This window comes from Achromobacter ruhlandii, from assembly GCF_902859695.1.
GTDB lineage: Bacteria > Pseudomonadota > Gammaproteobacteria > Burkholderiales > Burkholderiaceae_B > Achromobacter > Achromobacter ruhlandii.
Genome location: NZ_CADIJL010000015.1, coordinates 61,724 through 78,108 on the forward strand (window position 1 = coordinate 61,724; position 16,385 = coordinate 78,108).

At 69.0% G+C, this 16,385-nt stretch carries 21 protein-coding genes and 1 riboswitch; of the genes, 10 read left to right on the forward strand and 11 right to left on the reverse strand.

The genetic code is table 11. The features are described 5' to 3' along the window. Positions 1-5: 5 nt before the first annotated feature. Complete coding sequence (locus tag HV742_RS18625; protein WP_175146104.1) at positions 6-671, forward strand: response regulator; 666 nt, start codon at positions 6-8, stop codon at positions 669-671. Further along, positions 668-1,522, forward strand: coding sequence for a sensor histidine kinase (locus HV742_RS18630; protein WP_175146105.1), 855 nt, complete (start codon positions 668-670; stop codon positions 1,520-1,522). Before HV742_RS18625 ends, HV742_RS18630 begins: the two co-directional genes overlap by 4 nt. Here HV742_RS18630 and HV742_RS18635 read toward each other — a convergent pair. From HV742_RS18635 to HV742_RS18665, 7 genes are all read right to left on the reverse strand, one after another. Further along, positions 1,458-2,093 carry an IbrB-like domain-containing protein gene (locus tag HV742_RS18635; protein ID WP_175146106.1) on the reverse strand — a complete coding sequence of 212 codons (636 nt, stop codon included), beginning with the start codon at positions 2,091-2,093 and terminating at the stop codon, positions 1,458-1,460. The two genes, HV742_RS18630 and HV742_RS18635, sit on opposite strands and share 65 nt — an antisense overlap. Next, on the reverse strand, positions 1,978-2,523 hold the full coding sequence (locus tag HV742_RS18640) for an N-acetyltransferase (protein WP_175146107.1): 546 nt from the start codon (positions 2,521-2,523) through the stop codon (positions 1,978-1,980). The genes HV742_RS18635 and HV742_RS18640 overlap by 116 nt, the downstream gene beginning before the upstream one ends. Beyond that, a complete protein-coding gene (locus HV742_RS18645; protein WP_175146108.1) occupies positions 2,520-3,743 on the reverse strand; it encodes a phosphoadenosine phosphosulfate reductase in 1,224 nt (407 codons plus the stop codon). Before HV742_RS18645 ends, HV742_RS18640 begins: the two co-directional genes overlap by 4 nt. A 215-nt stretch (positions 3,744-3,958) precedes the next feature. Further along, a complete protein-coding gene (gene mntP, locus HV742_RS18650) occupies positions 3,959-4,528 on the reverse strand; it encodes a manganese efflux pump MntP (RefSeq protein WP_054417730.1) in 570 nt (189 codons plus the stop codon). A 4-nt stretch (positions 4,529-4,532) separates the two neighbouring features. Then, positions 4,533-4,712, reverse strand: a riboswitch (yybP-ykoY riboswitch). Between the two features lie 42 nt (positions 4,713-4,754). Next, entirely contained in the window at positions 4,755-5,126 is a 372-nt protein-coding gene (locus tag HV742_RS18655; RefSeq protein ID WP_054417731.1) for a tRNA-binding protein, read from the reverse strand. Positions 5,127-5,180: 54 nt separating this feature from the next. Next, positions 5,181-6,794, reverse strand: coding sequence for a PQQ-binding-like beta-propeller repeat protein (locus tag HV742_RS18660; RefSeq protein WP_175146109.1), 1,614 nt, complete (start codon positions 6,792-6,794; stop codon positions 5,181-5,183). A gap of 131 nt (positions 6,795-6,925) precedes the next feature. Continuing rightward, entirely contained in the window at positions 6,926-7,093 is a 168-nt protein-coding gene (locus tag HV742_RS18665) for a hypothetical protein (RefSeq protein WP_175146110.1), read from the reverse strand. A gap of 470 nt (positions 7,094-7,563) precedes the next feature. Here HV742_RS18665 and HV742_RS18670 point away from each other — a divergent pair, with 470 nt between their 5' ends. The 3 genes from HV742_RS18670 to HV742_RS18680 all read left to right on the forward strand — a co-directional run bounded on the left by HV742_RS18670 (position 7,564) and on the right by HV742_RS18680 (position 9,051). Next, positions 7,564-7,758 (forward strand): hypothetical protein, encoded by a 195-nt coding sequence (locus HV742_RS18670; RefSeq protein ID WP_049072870.1) that lies wholly within the window; start codon positions 7,564-7,566, stop codon positions 7,756-7,758. A 30-nt stretch (positions 7,759-7,788) separates the two neighbouring features. Next, positions 7,789-8,274, forward strand: coding sequence for a GNAT family N-acetyltransferase (locus HV742_RS18675; RefSeq protein WP_049072871.1), 486 nt, complete (start codon positions 7,789-7,791; stop codon positions 8,272-8,274). Between the two features lie 144 nt (positions 8,275-8,418). After that, positions 8,419-9,051 carry an FMN-binding negative transcriptional regulator gene (locus tag HV742_RS18680; protein ID WP_059271986.1) on the forward strand — a complete coding sequence of 211 codons (633 nt, stop codon included), beginning with the start codon at positions 8,419-8,421 and terminating at the stop codon, positions 9,049-9,051. 134 nt (positions 9,052-9,185) lie between these two features. Here HV742_RS18680 and HV742_RS18685 read toward each other — a convergent pair whose 3' ends face one another. Beyond that, on the reverse strand, positions 9,186-10,448 hold the full coding sequence (locus tag HV742_RS18685) for an MFS transporter (RefSeq protein ID WP_063584393.1): 1,263 nt from the start codon (positions 10,446-10,448) through the stop codon (positions 9,186-9,188). Between the two features lie 78 nt (positions 10,449-10,526). Here HV742_RS18685 and HV742_RS18690 point away from each other — a divergent pair, with 78 nt between their 5' ends. The 3 genes from HV742_RS18690 (at position 10,527) to HV742_RS18700 (ending at position 12,550) form a co-directional block, all read left to right on the forward strand. Beyond that, on the forward strand, positions 10,527-11,267 hold the full coding sequence (locus HV742_RS18690) for an ArsR/SmtB family transcription factor (protein ID WP_049072874.1): 741 nt from the start codon (positions 10,527-10,529) through the stop codon (positions 11,265-11,267). A 132-nt stretch (positions 11,268-11,399) separates the two neighbouring features. Then, the gene (locus HV742_RS18695) at positions 11,400-12,050 is read left to right on the forward strand and encodes a hypothetical protein (RefSeq protein ID WP_054417736.1); all 651 of its coding nucleotides are present in this window, start codon (positions 11,400-11,402) and stop codon (positions 12,048-12,050) included. A 227-nt stretch (positions 12,051-12,277) separates the two neighbouring features. Further along, positions 12,278-12,550: a hypothetical protein gene (locus HV742_RS18700; RefSeq protein ID WP_080977371.1), complete on the forward strand. Its 273-nt coding sequence runs from the start codon at positions 12,278-12,280 to the stop codon at positions 12,548-12,550. A 2-nt stretch (positions 12,551-12,552) separates the two neighbouring features. On the opposite strand, the gene HV742_RS18705 is transcribed toward HV742_RS18700, so the two are convergent. From HV742_RS18705 to ypfJ, 3 genes are all read right to left on the reverse strand, one after another. After that, entirely contained in the window at positions 12,553-13,320 is a 768-nt protein-coding gene (locus tag HV742_RS18705; protein ID WP_059271984.1) for a hypothetical protein, read from the reverse strand. Further along, positions 13,317-13,853 (reverse strand): hypothetical protein, encoded by a 537-nt coding sequence (locus HV742_RS18710; RefSeq protein WP_049072878.1) that lies wholly within the window; start codon positions 13,851-13,853, stop codon positions 13,317-13,319. Before HV742_RS18710 ends, HV742_RS18705 begins: the two co-directional genes overlap by 4 nt. A 181-nt stretch (positions 13,854-14,034) precedes the next feature. Beyond that, positions 14,035-14,889 carry a KPN_02809 family neutral zinc metallopeptidase gene (ypfJ, locus tag HV742_RS18715; RefSeq protein WP_049072879.1) on the reverse strand — a complete coding sequence of 285 codons (855 nt, stop codon included), beginning with the start codon at positions 14,887-14,889 and terminating at the stop codon, positions 14,035-14,037. 89 nt (positions 14,890-14,978) lie between these two features. On the opposite strand from ypfJ, the gene HV742_RS18720 reads away from it, so the two are divergent. Together HV742_RS18720 and HV742_RS18725 are read left to right on the forward strand one after the other, a co-directional pair. Next, entirely contained in the window at positions 14,979-15,605 is a 627-nt protein-coding gene (locus HV742_RS18720) for an L-threonylcarbamoyladenylate synthase (RefSeq protein ID WP_049072880.1), read from the forward strand. Positions 15,606-15,728: 123 nt separating this feature from the next. Then, the gene (locus HV742_RS18725) at positions 15,729-16,376 is read left to right on the forward strand and encodes a site-2 protease family protein (RefSeq protein ID WP_049072881.1); all 648 of its coding nucleotides are present in this window, start codon (positions 15,729-15,731) and stop codon (positions 16,374-16,376) included. Positions 16,377-16,385 lie beyond the last annotated feature (9 nt).

Below are 16,385 nucleotides of genomic sequence, written 5' to 3' on the forward strand. Positions count from 1 at the left end.
CTGCGATGCGCATTTTGTTGGTCGAGGATGATGCCTCGATTGCCTTGGCGATCCAGGCCGGTCTGGGGCTGCAGGGGTTCGTGGTCGACGCGGTCGGCACCCTGCGCCAGGCCGACCTGGCGGTGCGGACGTCCCATGTCAGCGCCTGTGTGCTGGATCTGTGCCTGCCCGACGGCGACGGCATGACGTTGCTGGCGAAGTGGCGCGCGCGGCGCCAGAGCCTGCCGGTTCTGGTGCTGAGCGCACGGTCGGGGGTGTTCCACCGCGTCGACGCGTTGCGCGCCGGCGCCGACGACTACCTGCCCAAGCCATTTGACCTGGACGAGCTGGGCGCGCGCCTGCAGGCGGTGATACGGCGCGCCGCCGGGTACAGCGCCGACCGCATCGACCACGGGCGCCTGACGCTGTTCCCGTCCCGTGGCGAAGTGCTGCTGGACGGCGCCCGCGTCACATTGCAGCGGCGCGAACTGGCCTTGCTCACGACGCTGTTGCAGCATCCCGGGCAGATTCTCACCATGGATCAGTTGCGCGACAGCCTGTACGGCTTCGACGACCGGGTCGAGAGCAACGCCGTCAACGTGCACATTCACAAGCTGCGCCGCAAGCTCGGCGCCGATCTCATCGAAACCGTGCGCGGCTGGGGTTACCGGCTCGGAATGCCGCGGCCATGAGCGTGCACGGGCGCCTGGCGCTGCTGGCCGTGGTCTGGGTGGCGGGCGTTGCGGCCGGGCTGCTGGCCGGCCGCATGCTGCCCTGGTTCGGTGGCGCGCGCACCTTGGCGCACCTGTCGCGGCACATGCAGGAGATGCTGCGGCGCGAACGGCATTTCTCGGATCACGCGGCGCACGAGATGCGGTCGCCAGTCACCGCGATCAAAACCCATCTGCAGGTGTTGCAGCGCCTGCCGGCGGCGCAGGACGGCGCCAGCCGTCAGGCGATCACGTATGCATTGGCGGGCACCGAGCGCCTGGAGCGGCTGATCGAACAATTGCTGATGCTGGCCCGCGCCGATGGCGATGACGCTGGCCAATTGTGCGCCTGCGACGCGGTGGCGGTGCTGGAGCGGGTGGCCGGCCGCAAACCCGCGCGGGTGCGCTGGCGTTTGCCCGATGCGGGGCCGCTGGCGGCCCTGCCGGACACCCTGCTGGATTGCGCGGTGCGCAACCTGGTGGACAATGCGCTGAAGTATTCGCCACAGGAGATGCCGGTCGAGGTGGACGTGGCGATCGTCACCGACCAGCTGGTGGTGGCGGTGCGCGACCATGGTCCCGGGCTGACGCCGGCGCAATGCGCGCAGGCGGCCGAGCCGTTCTGGCGCGGCCAGCGCCAGGTCGAGGGCGCTGGCCTGGGCTTGTCGATCGTGGGCACCATCGCGGCGCGCCATGGCGGCCTGCTGGTGCTGGCGCCAGCATCGGGCGGCGGATTGTGCGCGCGCCTGAGCCTGCCGCTGGCCGCCGCTATTCCCAGGAGCGCGAGTACCCATGGTCCTGGAACAGCTCGGGCAGGCCCGACACCTGTTTGAAGCGCAGCACTTCGTCCTCGTCCATGCCGAGTTGGCGGGCCACGTCGGCGTCGCTCCAGCCGGCTCGCAGCAGGCGCACCACGATCTCGGTCATGGGCATCACGCCGTGCACGCCGCGGGCGCGGTTGTGGCGGATGGTGGCGGCGATGCGGTCGGCGGCCGCGTCGCGGCCGGGCCGGATCGTCACCAGCGGCAGGTAGCCGTGCACGCGCGCCTGGATCGGGCCTTTCTTCTTGCCGACGCGCTGGCGGTGAAAGCCGTCGACCACCACGTAGCGATCCGCCGCCGCACGGTGGGCGACGATGGGCTGGGTATAGCCGTCGGCCAGGATCGACAGTTCCAGCAGCCGCATTTCGGGCGGCGCGACGCTGTTGGGGTTGTAGTCGTTGGCCTCGACCTGGTAGCCGGGAATCCACTGTACGCAATCTACTGGCTCGGCCGCGAACGGGCTGTGCTCATGCAGGCATCGCCGGATCCGGTTGATGGCGTCGATGCGCGAAGCCAGAGGCAGGGTGCGCAGTTCCTCGAACAAGGCCTTGGCCCGGTTCTCCAGATCCGCTACGTGTGGCATGCGTGTTCCTTTTCATGGTGACCCAGTTGCCCCGGGTGGTTTGGATCTGGAAGCCGTACGGCAGCAGCAGCGCCGCGCAGTTGTGCGGCACGCGCAATGTGCAGGGCTGGTTGCGTTCGTCGATGAATTCGAGCACCTGGCGCCGCAACTCTCGGAACAGGCCGTGCTGGCGCGCTTCGGGGCGGATGTAGCCGTCGCGGATGCGGACCGCGCCGGTCTGCAATTCGATACCGACGAAGCCGAGCAGGCGCTGCTGGCCGCGCCGGCGCACCACGAACCAGCGGTGGCGCGCGCTGTCGTTCAAGGGGTAGCCGCCGCAGTCGCGGCGCACCGTGGCGCTGGCGAAAAAGCGCCCCATCTGGGCAAAGAATGCGGCCTCGTCGTCGTAGGAGTTCAGACGCAGGAAGTCGTATTGGTTCAGGGCGGTCATGGGGATGTCCGCTGGGCCGGGGCAAGCACGATGTCGATGTCGCGCCGCGCGGGCCCGAACGACAGTGAACGGGCCATGTCCTGCTTGAGCAGCGACAGGCCGATGCGCCGCCAGGATGGCTGCGCCTTGCGGTTTTCGAGATCGGGAATGCCGGCATCGGGCCACTGGGCCAGCGGTTGGCCGTGTTGTTCCCACCAGGCGATGAAGACGTCGATGCGGCGCGCGTATACCTGGCGCAGCGTGTCGGGCATGCTGTCGAGCAGAAACTGGCTGTACTGGCGCCAGGAACTGAAGGTGGGCGGCAGGCCGAGGCCGCCGCGATAGCCGAGAAAGCGCTGGCGGCAGTAGCGTGCGGCATAGTTGGCGCCTTCGACGCGCTTGACGGCGCGGAACCAGGTGGCCGGCTCGAGCTTGTGGAACAGGTCCAGCCCCTTGCGCTGGTCATCGCCATAGGGTTGGCAGATGCGCATCTGCGAGTACGCCACGCCAGCGCGCAGCATCTGGTCGTAGAGCCGGTTGTAAGGATGGCGGTGCTCGCCTGTGTAGCGCCAGAGATCTTCGAACTTCCAGTCGTAGATCGGAAAGAATGTGACGGCCCTGTCGCTCTGCTTGTCGCGGGTGCTCCAGGCCAGGGCCTTGTGCGCGCCGGGCGGGGTCCAGGCGCATTTCTTGCTGCGGCGCTTGACCGCCAGGTAACGGTTGAGCGATTCGTCGGAGCGGATGCCCACCAGGAACGCGGTGGACGCGTCGCGCGACAGCCATTGGTTGAATTCGGGCACGAACTCCTCGAATTCCATGCGATGGCGGTAGAACGGGAAATAGCCGGGATCGCTGATCACGGCGGGATGCCGTGGCAGCGGGCGGATCCAGTCGGCCTCGCGGCCCGGTTCCCAGGCGCACCAGTAGGGTTCGCGCAGGCTGGAGGCATTGCGCAGGTTGATGGGCAGGCAGATCCACCACGGATGGACGTCGGGCCGCTGGAACATCTCGGTGACATGGGCGATGGTGGCCTGGTACTGGCCTTCGAGATCGATGAAGACCGCGTGCACCGGGCCGCGTCCCATTTCGCGCGCCACGTCGAGCGCCAGGTGCAGGGTGACGGAACTGTCCTTGCCGCCGGAGAACGCCACGCAGACGCGTTCGAAGTGCTGGAACACCAGGCGGATGCGGGCCCGGGCGGCGTCGAGGACGTTGCAGTCGCGGTAATGCTTGACCGCCATTTTTTTCCCTCCATGCGCGCGGCGTTCCGGATGCGCCGCGCGGGCGGAGCCGCGGCGCCGTGTATCTGCCGGCCAGGGAAAATTTATGCGTATCCGCCGCGACAGGCCTGTGAGGATAGCCCGAACGCGAGGCGTCAAAGCGGTCAATGCGTCCGACATTGACGGAGAGGCACGAACTGCGCCGGGCCGGGCGATGCGCGAGCCGGCGCGCGCGGTCACGCCGCCTTCAGGTGCTCGTACAGGATGGTGGCGCCGATGCCGATCAGCGCCAGGCCCCCCAGCACTTCGGCGCGCTTGCCGGCGACGTTGCCGATCAGGCGGCCCACCATCACGCCCAGGGTCACCATCAGCATGGTGGCCAGGCCGATGGCCAGCGCGGTGACGGCGATGTTGTTGTCGATGAAGGCCAGGCTGACGCCGACCGCCATGGCGTCGATGCTGGTGGCGAAACCGGTGACGGCCAGCAGCCAGAAGGAATGGCGGGCGACCGGCGGCGCGGCTTCGTCATGGTCCGCGCGCCAGCCGTTGCGGATCATCATGCCGCCCAGGATACAGAGCATGACGAAGGCGATCCAATGGTCCCACTCCTGCACGTAGCGGGCGGCCACGGACCCGAGCGCCCAGCCGATCACGGGCGTGATGGCTTCGATCACGCCGAATATCACGCCGGTGCGCAGGGCTTCGGAGAGGCGGGGCTTGTGCAGGGCGGCGCCCTTGCCGACCGCGGCGGCGAAGGCGTCGGTGGACATGGCGAAAGCCAGGACGAGTGTGGAGAGGGCGTTCATGCGGGAGAGGCTCCGACCGGGCGAAACACACAGACCGTCCATATCGCCCGGTCGTGAGCTATGGATCAGTCCGTGGTCTCGCCTGACCGTGTCGGTCGCGCGCGCCATGGCCAGGTGGGCCAAGAGTGTTGACGCGGGCGCTTCCGGACGGGGCCGGAAGAGGCTACTCCCCAAGGAGGCTTGCAGTGTACCAAACGGCGCATGGCGCCGGTGTGACACGGCGGGTTCAGGTCAGCCGGGCGCCGTTGGGGACGTCGTGCTCGGGCGTCACCAGGATGGTGTGGTCGTTGGCGTCGGCCAGCCCCAGCACCAGCACTTCGGAGCGCACCGGGCCGACCTGGCGCGGCGGGAAATTGACGATGCCCAGGATGCGCTTGCCCGGCAGTTCCTCAAGCGAGTAGCGGCCGGTGATCTGCGCCGAGCTTTTCTTGACGCCGACGCCGGCGCCGAAATCGATGGTCAGCTTGTAGGCGGGCTTGCGCGCCTCGGGGAACGGGTCGGCGGCAATGATGGTGCCGACGCGGATGTCGACCTTCATGAAGTCGTCGAAGCCGACGGTGGGGGCGGGCGGAGTGGCGGGGTCCTGGGTGTAGTGCATGGGCGTGGGCGATCGGTTCAAGGGGAGCGGGCGACGATGCCCGCGATGGCCCCATCATGCCAGATCGATGCCCCCACGGGTCGGGCGCATGCCCGCCAGCGCGGCCAGATCGACCAGCGCGATGCGGCCGTCGATGGCGCCGACGGCCAGTCTGCCGCCGTGCGCGGCGAGCGCGTAGAGCACGGTCGCGACGCCGCCGATGCGGACCCGGGACGCCAGCAGCAGGTCGCCGCTGGCGGCGTCGATCAGCATCAGGGTGCCGTCGAGGAAGGCCGCCAGCACCAGGCCGTCGGCCACGATGATGGCGCTGGCCGAGGCCGGGGTGGCATGACGCCAGCGTTCCTGGCCGCGCGCCAGCGACTTGCGGTAGATGAAGCCGCGATAGGCGTTGCCGACCGTGGGCGAGTAGTGCTTGCCGGCGATCACCACGCTGGCGCCGAGGGCGTCATTGACGTAGGCGCCACGGCATTCCATGGCGTGGCTGGCGGGCGTGCCGTCCGGCTTGAGCAATGGCCACAGGCGTTCGAGGCGACCATCGGCGTGGACCCGGCACAGGTGCTTGCCTTCGTGCGAGCCGGGCGGCGTGCCTTGCAGCGAGAACAGATCGGGCGCGCCGTTGATGCCGATGTAGTGGTTGAAGCAATCGTAGTGGCCGAGATCGAGGCGTCGTTCTCCGGTCAGGGTGGGGGCCAGCAGCACGTCGCCGGCCGTGCGGCGGCGCGCATCGATGCGGTCGCGGCGGCCCAGCAGGCGACCGTCGGCGCTGGCGCAGAAGGTGTATTGGCCATCCTCGTCGCGCAGCGCCGTCAGCTCGCCGTCGCGCAGCGCGTACAGGCGCGAGTCGCGGCGGAAGCGGTCGGCGGGATCGGGCGGGGCGATGGCGTGCACGACGAGCGGCGTGGCGCGCAGGATCTCGGCGCCGCGGCCGCCGCCGTCGTGACGCGCGAGCAACGCGCCGTCGGCGCGGTAGCGGTCGAGCAGGCAGGCGTCGTGGACCGCGGCGAGCGTGTCGGCGTCGAGCCACGCCAGGTCCCAGATGGCGCCGCGCAGCCCCAGGTCGGGCAGGCCCAGCCAGTCGGCCAGGCGCTTGGCGGCGTCGCCGACATCGGGCGGCGTGGCGTGGTCGAGGGTGGCGGTGGCGGGGTCCAGTTCCGGCGTGGCCACGCCGGCGGCGGTCTCGACGCGCAGCAGTGTTTCGGACGCGGCGGGGACATCGTCGTCCTGTTCGTCCCACGATTCGTCCCAGGGGCGGACCCAGGCCTCGATGCGGCCGTCTTGCAGGTAGCGGCACCGCACCACTTCGGGCACGTTGAGGAAGGGGCGATGGCAGGCGCCGCTGTCCCAGTTCCAGGCGATCAGCTCGCCTTCGAACATATAGCCGCCGTCATAGCTGCCCGCGCCGATGGCGATGACGGGCTGGTCCGGATGGAAGGCGACGTCATTGATGGGCAGGCGCGGCGCGTCGCAGGCCGCGAACGGCGCGGGTTCGCCGCGGCGGTACAAGCCGACGCGATAGCGCAGCGCGGCGCCGCCATAGGCGGCGCGCGCGGGCGGGTTGATGAGCAGGGGAAAGGCCGAGGCCACGGCGACGAGGTCGCCGGCCGGATGGAAGAACACGCCGGTGATGCGGCCGGCGCCCTGCAGCGCCGGATTCATGAACGCGTTCATGATTGATGCGGCCGGCGCCCCTGGGCGCGCGGCGGATTCAGGACTTGCGGGCCACGGACCGGCCGCGCGAAGGCGGCGGGAAGCGGCGCGGCGGCGGGCGGGCGCATGGGCGCAGGGCCGTCAATGACGCGTCATGATTTGGCGGCGGCGGCCGTGGTGACGCTTTTCTTGCCGCGCGGCTTGGCCGCGGGCGTTTCGCTCACCGGCGGCGTGTCGAACTCCTGTTTGTTTCGTTCGCCCCGCGGGGTGTTTTCCGGATGGGGTTTGGGAAAGGCCCAGGGCTTCGTTTTCTGATCCATTGCTTGTACTCCTTGCACAGGCGGAACAGTAGCATTTGCTGTGGCCGTGAGTAAGTGAGGGTTGACGTCAATATTCATCGCATCGTGATGAGGTAAATCGGCAAGCGCGGCATCGGCCGGCTGCTATACGACCGCCGCGACGGCGGCGCGTTCACTGATTGATGGGAGCGGATTTCGTGAGGGGTTGTCGAGGGGACCGCGAGGCGGATCGCGGGCCGGGCGCACGGGCTGGCGCGGAGGCGCAATATACCCGGTTGGCGCGCCGCGCATGCCGCGACGCCTGCCGCTACCCGCGTGGCGGTGCCTGTGCCGAGCGCGGATAGCGGAATTCTACCGCGCCCGCGCCGCGCCTCCGCCCGCGGGCATCATCCGGATGGCATCCGGGCTCATCCGTTTGCATCGGCGAAAGTCTCTATTGCAAGCGGCGATGGCGGGACTACGATGGGGCTCGTGCACATAGGGAGGAAGCTATGGACACGACCAAGGAATGGTATGCCGCCGTCAAGGAATGGCAGCGCGCGCGCGATGAACTGACCAGCGCCATCGCCGCGATCAAGTGGCCCGATCCCACGCCGGATTGCCTGGCCACTTATGACCGCGCCTATGCGCATGAAACCGCGGCGCGCGAGCGCATGAAGCTGGCCTACGAGCGCGTCCGACGATAGGGCCGCGGCGCGGTTGCTACACTGCCGCGCATGAAGCAATCCACGAACCCCCTGATGATCCGGACGGCGCGCCCCGATGACGCGGCGGCGCTTGAAGACGTGCTGACGCGCACCTACGAAGGCACCTGGCAGCCCCAGATGACACCGGAAAAATACCGGTACTTCCTGGACAGCGGCAAGATCCCCCGCTATGTCGCCGAGCGCGGCGCGCGCTTTCACGTGTGCGAGGTCGAAGGCCGCGTGGCCGGCATGGTCGACTGGGAGCAGAACTTCATCTGGGCGCTGCACGTGCATCCGGATCTGCAGCGCCGCGGCGTGGGCGCGGCGCTGCTGGCCGTGGCCGAAGCCGGCATGCGCGCCGACGGGCATGCCGAGGCGCGGCTGGAGACCGATACCTTCAATACGCAGAGCCGCGCGTTCTACGGCAAGCACGGCTATGCCGAGGTCGACACCTATCCCGACGAGGAATGGGATAGCGGCTTCACCACGGTGCTGTTGGTCAAGCCGCTGGCCTGAACGCCGGCCGCGCGCGCAAGGGCGGCCGTCCGGCCGGTTCCGGGGGGCGCTCCCGTGGCCCCATGATTCGATGGTCATCTGGCTCTGGCAATGGGGCCAGGGCGGCGCTATGGTGTGCTTTTCCCGTCATCCACGCCATTCGCCATGTACCTGCCGTCCGCTTTCCGTGAAGACTCGCTGGAGGTCCAGCACGATTTCATCCGCGCGCATCCCCTCGGGGTGCTCATGACCGGCGGGGAGGGCGGACTGATGGCCAACCACATTCCCTGTCTGCTCTATCCGGAGGGGCCGCAAGGCGTGCTGCGGCTGCACATGGCGCGCGCCAACCCGCAATGGAAGGAGCTGGCCGCCGGCGCCGAATGCCTGCTGGTGTTCCATGGCGCGCAGGCCTACATCACGCCCTCCTGGTACGCCACCAAGGCCGAGACCCACAAGGTGGTGCCGACCTGGAACTTCGTGGCCGTCCACGTCTGGGGCACGCCCACGGTGCATGACGACCCGGCCTGGGTGCGGGCGCAGATCGGCGCGCTGACCGATGCGCAGGAGAAGGCGCGCGCGCAGCCCTGGCGGGTCGAGGACGCGCCCGAGGATTTCATTGCGGCACAGATGCGCGCCATTGTCGGCGTGGAAATCGCCATCACGCGCATCGAAGGCAAGTGGAAGGTCAGCCAGAACCGCAACGCGGCCGACCGCCAGGGCGTGGCGGCCGGCCTGGCCGGCGAACAGGGCGATGTCGTGATGGCCGGCCTGGTGGCGCGCCGCGGCGGGCTGGATTGAGCCGGGCCCGTCCCGGCACGTCGGCCGCGTCACGTCGGTTGAGCGGCGTGGCTTGAGCGACGTGGCTTGAGCGATACGGCTTGAGCGATACGGCTTGAGCGACAGGGTTTGAGCGATCCGGATGGCGCGGCCGATCAGGCCGCGCCGGCCACCTGCAGGCGCCGCCGGTGCGCGGCGCCGCGGCCCCATGCCAGGCAGGCGATGGCCGCTGCCTGCAGCCCGGCCGCCGCCGCCAGGAACCAGAACAGCGGATGCGGCCCCTGGCCGGAGAGCGTGCGCAGCACGCCGAATACGGCGGGCGCGAAGGCATAGGCGCCTTGCGACAGGGCCACGATCAATGGCACCACCCGCGCCGCGTCCTCGCGCGCGAATTCGGCCTGCGCGATCAGCGGCGGCAGCGAGGTGGCGTTGCCGATGCCGGCGCCGAACAGCAGCACCCCCAGCCATACGGCCCAGGCGTGGCCCGCCGCCAGCATCAGCACCAGCGAGCCTGCGATCTGCGCGCCATACGACAGGCAGGCCACCAGGCGGCGGTCGGCCGCGGGCGGCATCAGCCAGCCCACCAGGCTGCGGCCGGCGATGGCGCTGGCGGTGGCCAGCCCCATGGCGATGCCGGCGGTCTGCGCGCCCAGCAGCGGCGCCAGCAGCGACAGCAAGTGCGCGATCAGGCCGATCTGCGCGAACAGCCCCAGCGCCATGCCCGCGCCCAGCGACAGGAAAGCGCGGTCGCGCCACAGCCGCGAGACGCGCGGCCAGGTCGCGGCGTCCGCCTGCGCCGGCGCGCCCGGCGGCATGCCGTCGGGATGCTGGCCCAGCTGCCGCGGCGTGACGGCGAACACCTGGCGCGCCAGCAGCGCGATCACGATCACCATTGCCAGGCCGACCCATGCGGCCGCCCGCGCGAAGCCGTAGCTGGCAATCAGGAACACCCAGAGCGGGGAGAACAGGATGCCGCCGACGCTGGCGCCGTTGTAGGCCATGCCCAGCGCGGCTGGCCGGCGCCTGACGAACCAGGGCGAGATCAAGGCATTGACCGCCGCCGCGCCCAGCGTCACCCAGCCCATGCCGGATAACAGCGCGGCCGCATACAGCTGCCACGGTTCGGCCGCGCGCGCCCAGCCGCAGACGCCCAGCGCCAGCGCCACTGCGCCGGCCAGCGTCACGCCCGGCACGCCCCAGCGCCGGTACAGGCGCGGCAGGTTGGCCACGATCAGCGTGCCGCACAGGAAGTGCAGCGTGACGGCCGCCGACACCAGCGTCACGCTCCAGCCCGTGCGCTGCACCACCGCGTGCAGGAATACGGGCGGTCCGTAGAAACCCACGCCCCAGCCGAAGATGGCCAGCACGAAGGTGGCGTGGAGGACCTTCCAGCCGAAGAAACGCGAAGGGTTGGGCATGATGGAAACGGGCTGTCCTGTTGCGATGAGTCGCAGTATGCTTGAGCCCGTATCCAACACTTTGGCCTGGGCCGAATCATGGAATCCGAGTTCGCCGACATCAACCTCTCGGCCGTCGCCGGCGCCATCGCCGATCCGGCGCGGGCCCGCATGCTGTGCCTGCTGCTCGATGGCCGTGCCCGCACCGCCACCGAGCTGGCGGCGGCCGCCGACATCGGCGCATCCACGGCCAGCAGCCATTTCCAGCGGTTGCGCGAGCAGGGCCTGGTGGAGCAGGCGGCGCAGGGCAAGCATCGCTATTACCGGCTGGCCAATGCCGAAGTGGCGCGGGCGCTGGAGGCGCTGCTGGTGGTGGCGGGCGCCGAACGCGCGCCGTTCAAGCCCAACACGCCGTCGGCCCTGCGCGAAGCGCGTACCTGCTACGACCACATGGCCGGCACGCTGGCGGTGCGCGTCCACGACGCGATGCTGGCGCGCCAGTGGCTGGCGGCCGATGGCCGCGATTACGTGTTGACGCCCCTGGGCGAAGCCTCGCTGGCGCAGGTGGGGGTGGACGTGACGCAGGCGCGCCAGCGCCGCCGCCGTTTCGCCTGCCCGTGCCTGGACTGGAGCGAGCGCCGCTCGCACCTGGGCGGCGCGCTGGGCGCCGCCTTGCTGGAGGCGCTGTTGCAACGCGGCTGGGTCGACAAGGACCTGGATTCGCGCGCGCTGTCCATCACCCGCAAGGGCGCGCGGCAGTTCCCCGCATTTTTCGGCATGCCCGGGGAGGCGGCCGCCGACGCGGTGGACTGGAACCTGAAGGGCGGCCACGCCGCCTAGCGTTTTTCGGCCGGGGTTCCCCGGCTTCATGCGCATCCCCTCGAATTCGCTTTCGCGCTCGCGCGGGCCGGCAGGCCGCGCGAGCGCGCACATTTTTTTTCATCGGGCATTTGCCCTGTACAGGAGGTGGCCTTGCCTACGCTGGCCCTGCACGTTTTCCGTCGCGCCTTGCCTGGCGTGACGGAGCTGCGCATCGATGTCAACCACGGCCCGCGCGAAGTGGAAGCCGAACTCGATGCCATCCACGACCGCATGAACCGACCCTTGGATCGCCTGCATGGCTTGCCGGAGGTTCAAACCGAGATCCCTGGCCTGGTGCTTCGCTACCGCGAAGCCGATGGCGAGTATTACGTGTATGTGGTGGATGTGCGGCGCGGCCGGCTGGCGGGCTATACGGTGTTCAACCGCCTGATCGAAGTGGGCCGGCGCGCCGATCCCTATGTGCGCGCGCCGCATTCGAAGTACGCCGCGCCCTACCAGCGCATGGGGCTGGCCACGGCGGTGTATCGCTGGGGGCTGGAGGCGGGCCTGTGCATCATGAGCGGGGCGCGCCAGTCGGTCGGCGCCCATCGCCTGTGGCTGGGCCTGGCGCGTGACTACACGCTGGGCTATGTCGACCTGCGGCGCAAGCGGCTGACCTATCTCGGCCCGGCCGTGACGGCGGCGGTGCTGGACGACCTGCATACCCGCATGTTCCTGCTGGGCCGCGGCTGGACGCTGCCGGACTATCTGCGCGTCACGGCCATGCAAGTGGCCGAAAGTGCGCTTTCGCAACAGCCCTAGGGGAAATCCCCGGGACGGATCAGCGCGGCGCGCAGCGCAGGACCCTGTCATGCGGCCGCAAGCCGCGCCGTGCCTGCCTGTGGATGCCTTGGCCGGACCCGCCACGGAAACGGGGACGCAATTTCCGCGTCGCAACAATGTTTCTATCGGCAGCCGGCGTTACAAAACATATCCGAACTGTCATGAACAGGCGCGGTATGCTGGGTCGCAGAAAGAGGGCATCCGAAGTGCATCAGAACAACTTGATCTACAAGGGATACCGGCTTACCGCCAAGGTGTCCCGGGGCGACGGCGCTGAAGTCCAGGCGCTGCCCAGCGGCCCCGTTTTCATCGCATCGATCATGGTGGTCCAGGCGGGCGCCGTGCAGGAAGGCGGCGACGAATACCCCGTGCCACGCTTTGCCGAGGGCGGCTTCGTCTACAGTCCGCGCGAAGCGGTGCATGCGGCCATCCTGCATGGCCGCGAGATCGTCGACGGCCTGACCCACATGGCGTCCTGACCCTATTCGGCGGCGAATACCGCCTTCCAGTCGCGCGTCTTGGCCAGCGTCAGCACGCTGGCCGACTGTTCGAGGATGGCCACCGCCTTCTTCAGTTCCTCGGCCGAGGCGCCGTCTTCCAGGATCACCATGCGCGAGTTGCGCGCATCGGCCATTTTCACGTCCGACATCTTGCCGTGGGTCTGGTAGACCTGCGTCCAGTCCATTTTCTTGCCGGCCTTCAGGGCGATCGGTTCGATGTAGGTCAGCGCGGTGCTGCCGGCGGCGCGCACGGCGAAGGCGAAGTCGGCGGTATGGCCGCTGCTGCCCTTGGCGCGCGCGCCCTTGACCATGCGGTTGGGGCCGACGCCGGCCGCCAGCGCGCGGCCGACCTGGGCGCGAAAGCGTAGCTGGCTGAAGCGCGGCATCCACTTGGCGCACTGGAACGACAGCGCCATGGCCAGCTTGACCGCATCCCACAGCGCTTCCTGCAACTGTTCGTTGGGGCCGGCGGCGACGATGGCGCCCGACTTGTCGAAGTGCGCCAGGCTCACGCCCGGCGTTTCGTTGAGGATGTCGATGCGCTTGGCCGCCAGCTCGATGCCGTAGCTGGAGGCGTGCATCGCCGTTTCACAGGCGTCGGTGAGGTAGAACGTGGCGTCGTCCGGATGGGCGATGAAAAATGCCGCGTGCTGGCCGTCCAGGCCCAGCGTCATCGGCGAGATCGCGCGGATGGCGTGTTCGCCCGCCGGCAGGACGGTCCAGCCGGAGGCTTCCAGGAAATTGCTCATAGGATCAGTTCGATTTGTCGGCCCTTGAGGGGATGCGCGAAACCGCCGGTCAGGGTCAGGTTGGCCCTCGGCAGGAAATACTGCATCAGCTCGGCGATGGTGTGCAGGGCGGGCACGACGGGTTCGGCGTAGCCTTCGCCTTCGTCCACCCAGAGGTGTTCGTGGCTGCGGTCCGCCAGCGGCTTGCGATATTGCGGGCGGCCTTCGCCCACCAGGCTGGTGTGGAAGGAGTCGTCGGTGTCGACGCCGAAGACGCGGTGCGGGCCGACGAACAGGCTGGCACAGAACGCCTCGGCCAGGAAGATGGTGGCCTGGCCGTGCACGTCGGTGCGGGCGCCGCGGTAGGTGGCGCGGAAAATCACGTCGTCGCGCACTTCGCCCTTGACGCGGCACGGGCTGGCGAATTCCATCCACAGCGGGGTGATCGCGGCCGGCTTGGGGATCCAGGCGACCGGCTTGACGGTTTCCTTGGGCTCCGCAAGGATCTCTTGCACCTCGTCAGGGGTGATTAACGGTTCGAACTTGTTGGCCATGGAACGGATCTAGAGTCTGGGAATGCACCGCCGGGCCGCCCAGCGGAAAAGCCCCCTCGCGGGGGCTCTGGCCCGCGCCGCCTGATGGGCGCGGGGGCGTAATCTTACAAGATGAAGACGGCGTCGGGTCCGAGGCTGTATGAATATACAGGCTTGGCGGCGCTGCGGCCGGCATGCCGGCCTACAGCGAGCTGGCGGCGAAAGTATCGCATTGCTTGAGGTCGCCGCTGTCCAGGCCGCGCTTGAACCAGCGCACGCGCTGCGCCGACGAGCCGTGGGTGAAGGCGTCCGGCACCACGTAGCCCTGGCTCTGCTTCTGCAGCCGGTCGTCGCCGATGGCGGTGGCCGCGGCCAGCGCTTCCTCGACGTCGCCGCTTTCGAGGATGTTGCGGGCGGCGTTGGCGCGCTGCGCCCACAGGCCGGCGAAGCAGTCGGCCTGCAGTTCCATGCGTACCGACAGCGCGTTGGCCTGCGACGGGTTGCGCCGGCGCAGGTTGTCGACCTGGTCGGAGATGCCCAGCAGGTGCTGCACGTGGTGGCCGACCTCGTGCGCGATGACGTAGGCCTGGGCGAAATCGCCGGGCGCCTTGAAGCGGTTCTGCAGCTCGTCGAAGAAGGCCAGGTCGATGTAGACCTTGCTGTCGCCCGGGCAGTAGAACGGCCCCATGGCCGCCTGGCCGGTGCCACAGGCCGTGGGCGTGGCGCCGCGGAACAGCACCAGCTTGGGCGGCACGTACTGGCGATTCAGGTCTTTCTGGAAGATGGCGCTCCAGGTGTCCTCGGTTTCGCCCAGCACCTTGGAGACGAAGCGCGCCTGCGGGTCGTTGGCGGGCGGCCGCGCGGCCGGGCCCTGTTGCTGCTGGGCGGGCGGGCCCTCGGCCATCTGCAGCACCACGCTGGGGTCGACGCCGAAATACATGGCCACCAGGGCCAGCACGATGGTGCCGATGCCGATGGTGCCACGGCCGCCGATGCGCGGCCCGCTGGCGCGGCGGTCTTCCACGTTGTCGCTTTCGCGGGAATCGTCCAGGCGCATACTGTGTCTCCGGGCGGGCCGGCAAGGCCGCCATGTGTTGCCAGGGCCGCCAATGGTGAAGCGGCCTTCAAGAGTGTTAGGATAAACCCATGGCTCTCCATTTAGATATCCACCCCGCGAATCCCCAACCGCGCCTGCTCAAGCAGGCCGCCCAATGGCTGAACGACGGGGGCCTGGTGGCGGTGCCCACCGACTCCAGCTACGCGGTGGTCGCGCGCCTGGACGACAAGAACGCGGCCGACGGCCTGCGCCGCCTGCGCGGCCTGGACGAACGCCATCACCTCACGCTGCTGTGCCGCGACCTGGCCGAGATCGGCCACTTCGCCCGCGTCGACAACCGCCAGTACCGCCTGCTCAAGGCCGCCACGCCGGGGCCGTGGACCTTCATCCTGGAAGCCACCAAGGAAGTGCCGCGACGCGTTTCGCATCCATCGCGCAAGACCATCGGCATCCGCGTGCCGGATCACGCCGTCATGCTGGGCCTGCTGGAACAGATGGGCGCGCCGCTGCTGTCCACCACCCTCATCCCGAAGGGGGAGGACGACGCCCTGAACGACGCCGAGGACATCCGCGAGCGCTACGACCACGACCTGGCCGCCATCATCGACGCCGGCGCCTGCCCGCATTCGCCGACCACCGTGATCGACCTGACCGGCGCCGAGCCGGTGGTGGTGCGGGTGGGGCGCGGCGATCCGGCCACGCTGGGCCTGGCCTGAAACGGCCGATCGCGCGTTCATGCGGCGGCGCGCGCCGCCGGCCGCCGCCGCGCGGCAGGCATGGCGCCGCTTTGCATCTGGCCGCACTGTTCGTCACGCGGCTCCTCTACAATCCGCTTCGCCATGAATGACATCATCCAGACGATCGCGGTCTACGCGATACCGGTAATCTTCGCCATCACCCTGCACGAGGCCGCGCACGGCTACGTCGCGCGCATGTTCGGCGATCCGACCGCCTACCAGGCGGGCCGCATCAGCCTGAACCCGGCGCGCCACATCGACCCGATCGGCACGCTGCTGGTGCCGGTGGTGATCCTGCTGACCTCCAAGCTGCTGGGCAGCCCGGGCATGCTGTTCGGCTGGGCCAAGCCGGTGCCGGTGGATTTCGGCCGCCTGCGCCGTCCCAAGAAGGACATGCTGTGGGTGGCGCTGGCCGGGCCCGCCGCCAACCTGCTGATGGCCATCCTGTGGGTGTTTTCGCTGCGCCTGTTCCTGGAAACCGGCATGCAGGAGAGCTTCTGGTTCGAAATGGCGATGGCCGGCGTGCAGGTCAACCTGGTGCTGATGGCGCTGAACCTGCTGCCGATTCCGCCGCTGGATGGGGGACGCATCCTTTTCAGCCTGCTGCCCAACCGCCTGGCCTGGCAATACTCGAAAATCGAGCCGTATGGGCTGGTGATCGTGGTGGTGCTGCTGGTGACCGACGTGCTGTGGATATTGATGCGTCCGGTATTGGCTTTGGGAACGACGATCGTTCAGTGGTTCCTCTAGGATTTTGGC

What these genes read in the sequence shown, in the direction of transcription:
- ypfJ (WP_049072879.1), bottom strand. Translation starts at nt 14,889, where the DNA reads ATGCGCCTGGACGATTCCCGCGAAAGCGACAACGTGGAAGACCGCCGC.
- HV742_RS18630 (WP_175146105.1), top strand. Translation starts at nt 668, where the DNA reads ATGAGCGTGCACGGGCGCCTGGCGCTGCTGGCCGTGGTCTGGGTGGCG.
- HV742_RS18720 (WP_049072880.1), top strand. Translation starts at nt 14,979, where the DNA reads ATGGCTCTCCATTTAGATATCCACCCCGCGAATCCCCAACCGCGCCTG.
- HV742_RS18645 (WP_175146108.1), bottom strand. Translation starts at nt 3,743, where the DNA reads ATGGCGGTCAAGCATTACCGCGACTGCAACGTCCTCGACGCCGCCCGG.
- HV742_RS18640 (WP_175146107.1), bottom strand. Translation starts at nt 2,523, where the DNA reads ATGACCGCCCTGAACCAATACGACTTCCTGCGTCTGAACTCCTACGAC.
- HV742_RS18705 (WP_059271984.1), bottom strand. Translation starts at nt 13,320, where the DNA reads ATGAGCAATTTCCTGGAAGCCTCCGGCTGGACCGTCCTGCCGGCGGGC.
- HV742_RS18725 (WP_049072881.1), top strand. Translation starts at nt 15,729, where the DNA reads ATGAATGACATCATCCAGACGATCGCGGTCTACGCGATACCGGTAATC.
- HV742_RS18675 (WP_049072871.1), top strand. Translation starts at nt 7,789, where the DNA reads ATGAAGCAATCCACGAACCCCCTGATGATCCGGACGGCGCGCCCCGAT.
- HV742_RS18625 (WP_175146104.1), top strand. Translation starts at nt 6, where the DNA reads ATGCGCATTTTGTTGGTCGAGGATGATGCCTCGATTGCCTTGGCGATC.
- HV742_RS18685 (WP_063584393.1), bottom strand. Translation starts at nt 10,448, where the DNA reads ATGCCCAACCCTTCGCGTTTCTTCGGCTGGAAGGTCCTCCACGCCACC.
- HV742_RS18660 (WP_175146109.1), bottom strand. Translation starts at nt 6,794, where the DNA reads ATGAACGCGTTCATGAATCCGGCGCTGCAGGGCGCCGGCCGCATCACC.
- HV742_RS18690 (WP_049072874.1), top strand. Translation starts at nt 10,527, where the DNA reads ATGGAATCCGAGTTCGCCGACATCAACCTCTCGGCCGTCGCCGGCGCC.
- HV742_RS18710 (WP_049072878.1), bottom strand. Translation starts at nt 13,853, where the DNA reads ATGGCCAACAAGTTCGAACCGTTAATCACCCCTGACGAGGTGCAAGAG.
- HV742_RS18655 (WP_054417731.1), bottom strand. Translation starts at nt 5,126, where the DNA reads ATGCACTACACCCAGGACCCCGCCACTCCGCCCGCCCCCACCGTCGGC.
- HV742_RS18635 (WP_175146106.1), bottom strand. Translation starts at nt 2,093, where the DNA reads ATGCCACACGTAGCGGATCTGGAGAACCGGGCCAAGGCCTTGTTCGAG.
- HV742_RS18670 (WP_049072870.1), top strand. Translation starts at nt 7,564, where the DNA reads ATGGACACGACCAAGGAATGGTATGCCGCCGTCAAGGAATGGCAGCGC.
- HV742_RS18665 (WP_175146110.1), bottom strand. Translation starts at nt 7,093, where the DNA reads ATGGATCAGAAAACGAAGCCCTGGGCCTTTCCCAAACCCCATCCGGAA.
- HV742_RS18680 (WP_059271986.1), top strand. Translation starts at nt 8,419, where the DNA reads ATGTACCTGCCGTCCGCTTTCCGTGAAGACTCGCTGGAGGTCCAGCAC.
- mntP (WP_054417730.1), bottom strand. Translation starts at nt 4,528, where the DNA reads ATGAACGCCCTCTCCACACTCGTCCTGGCTTTCGCCATGTCCACCGAC.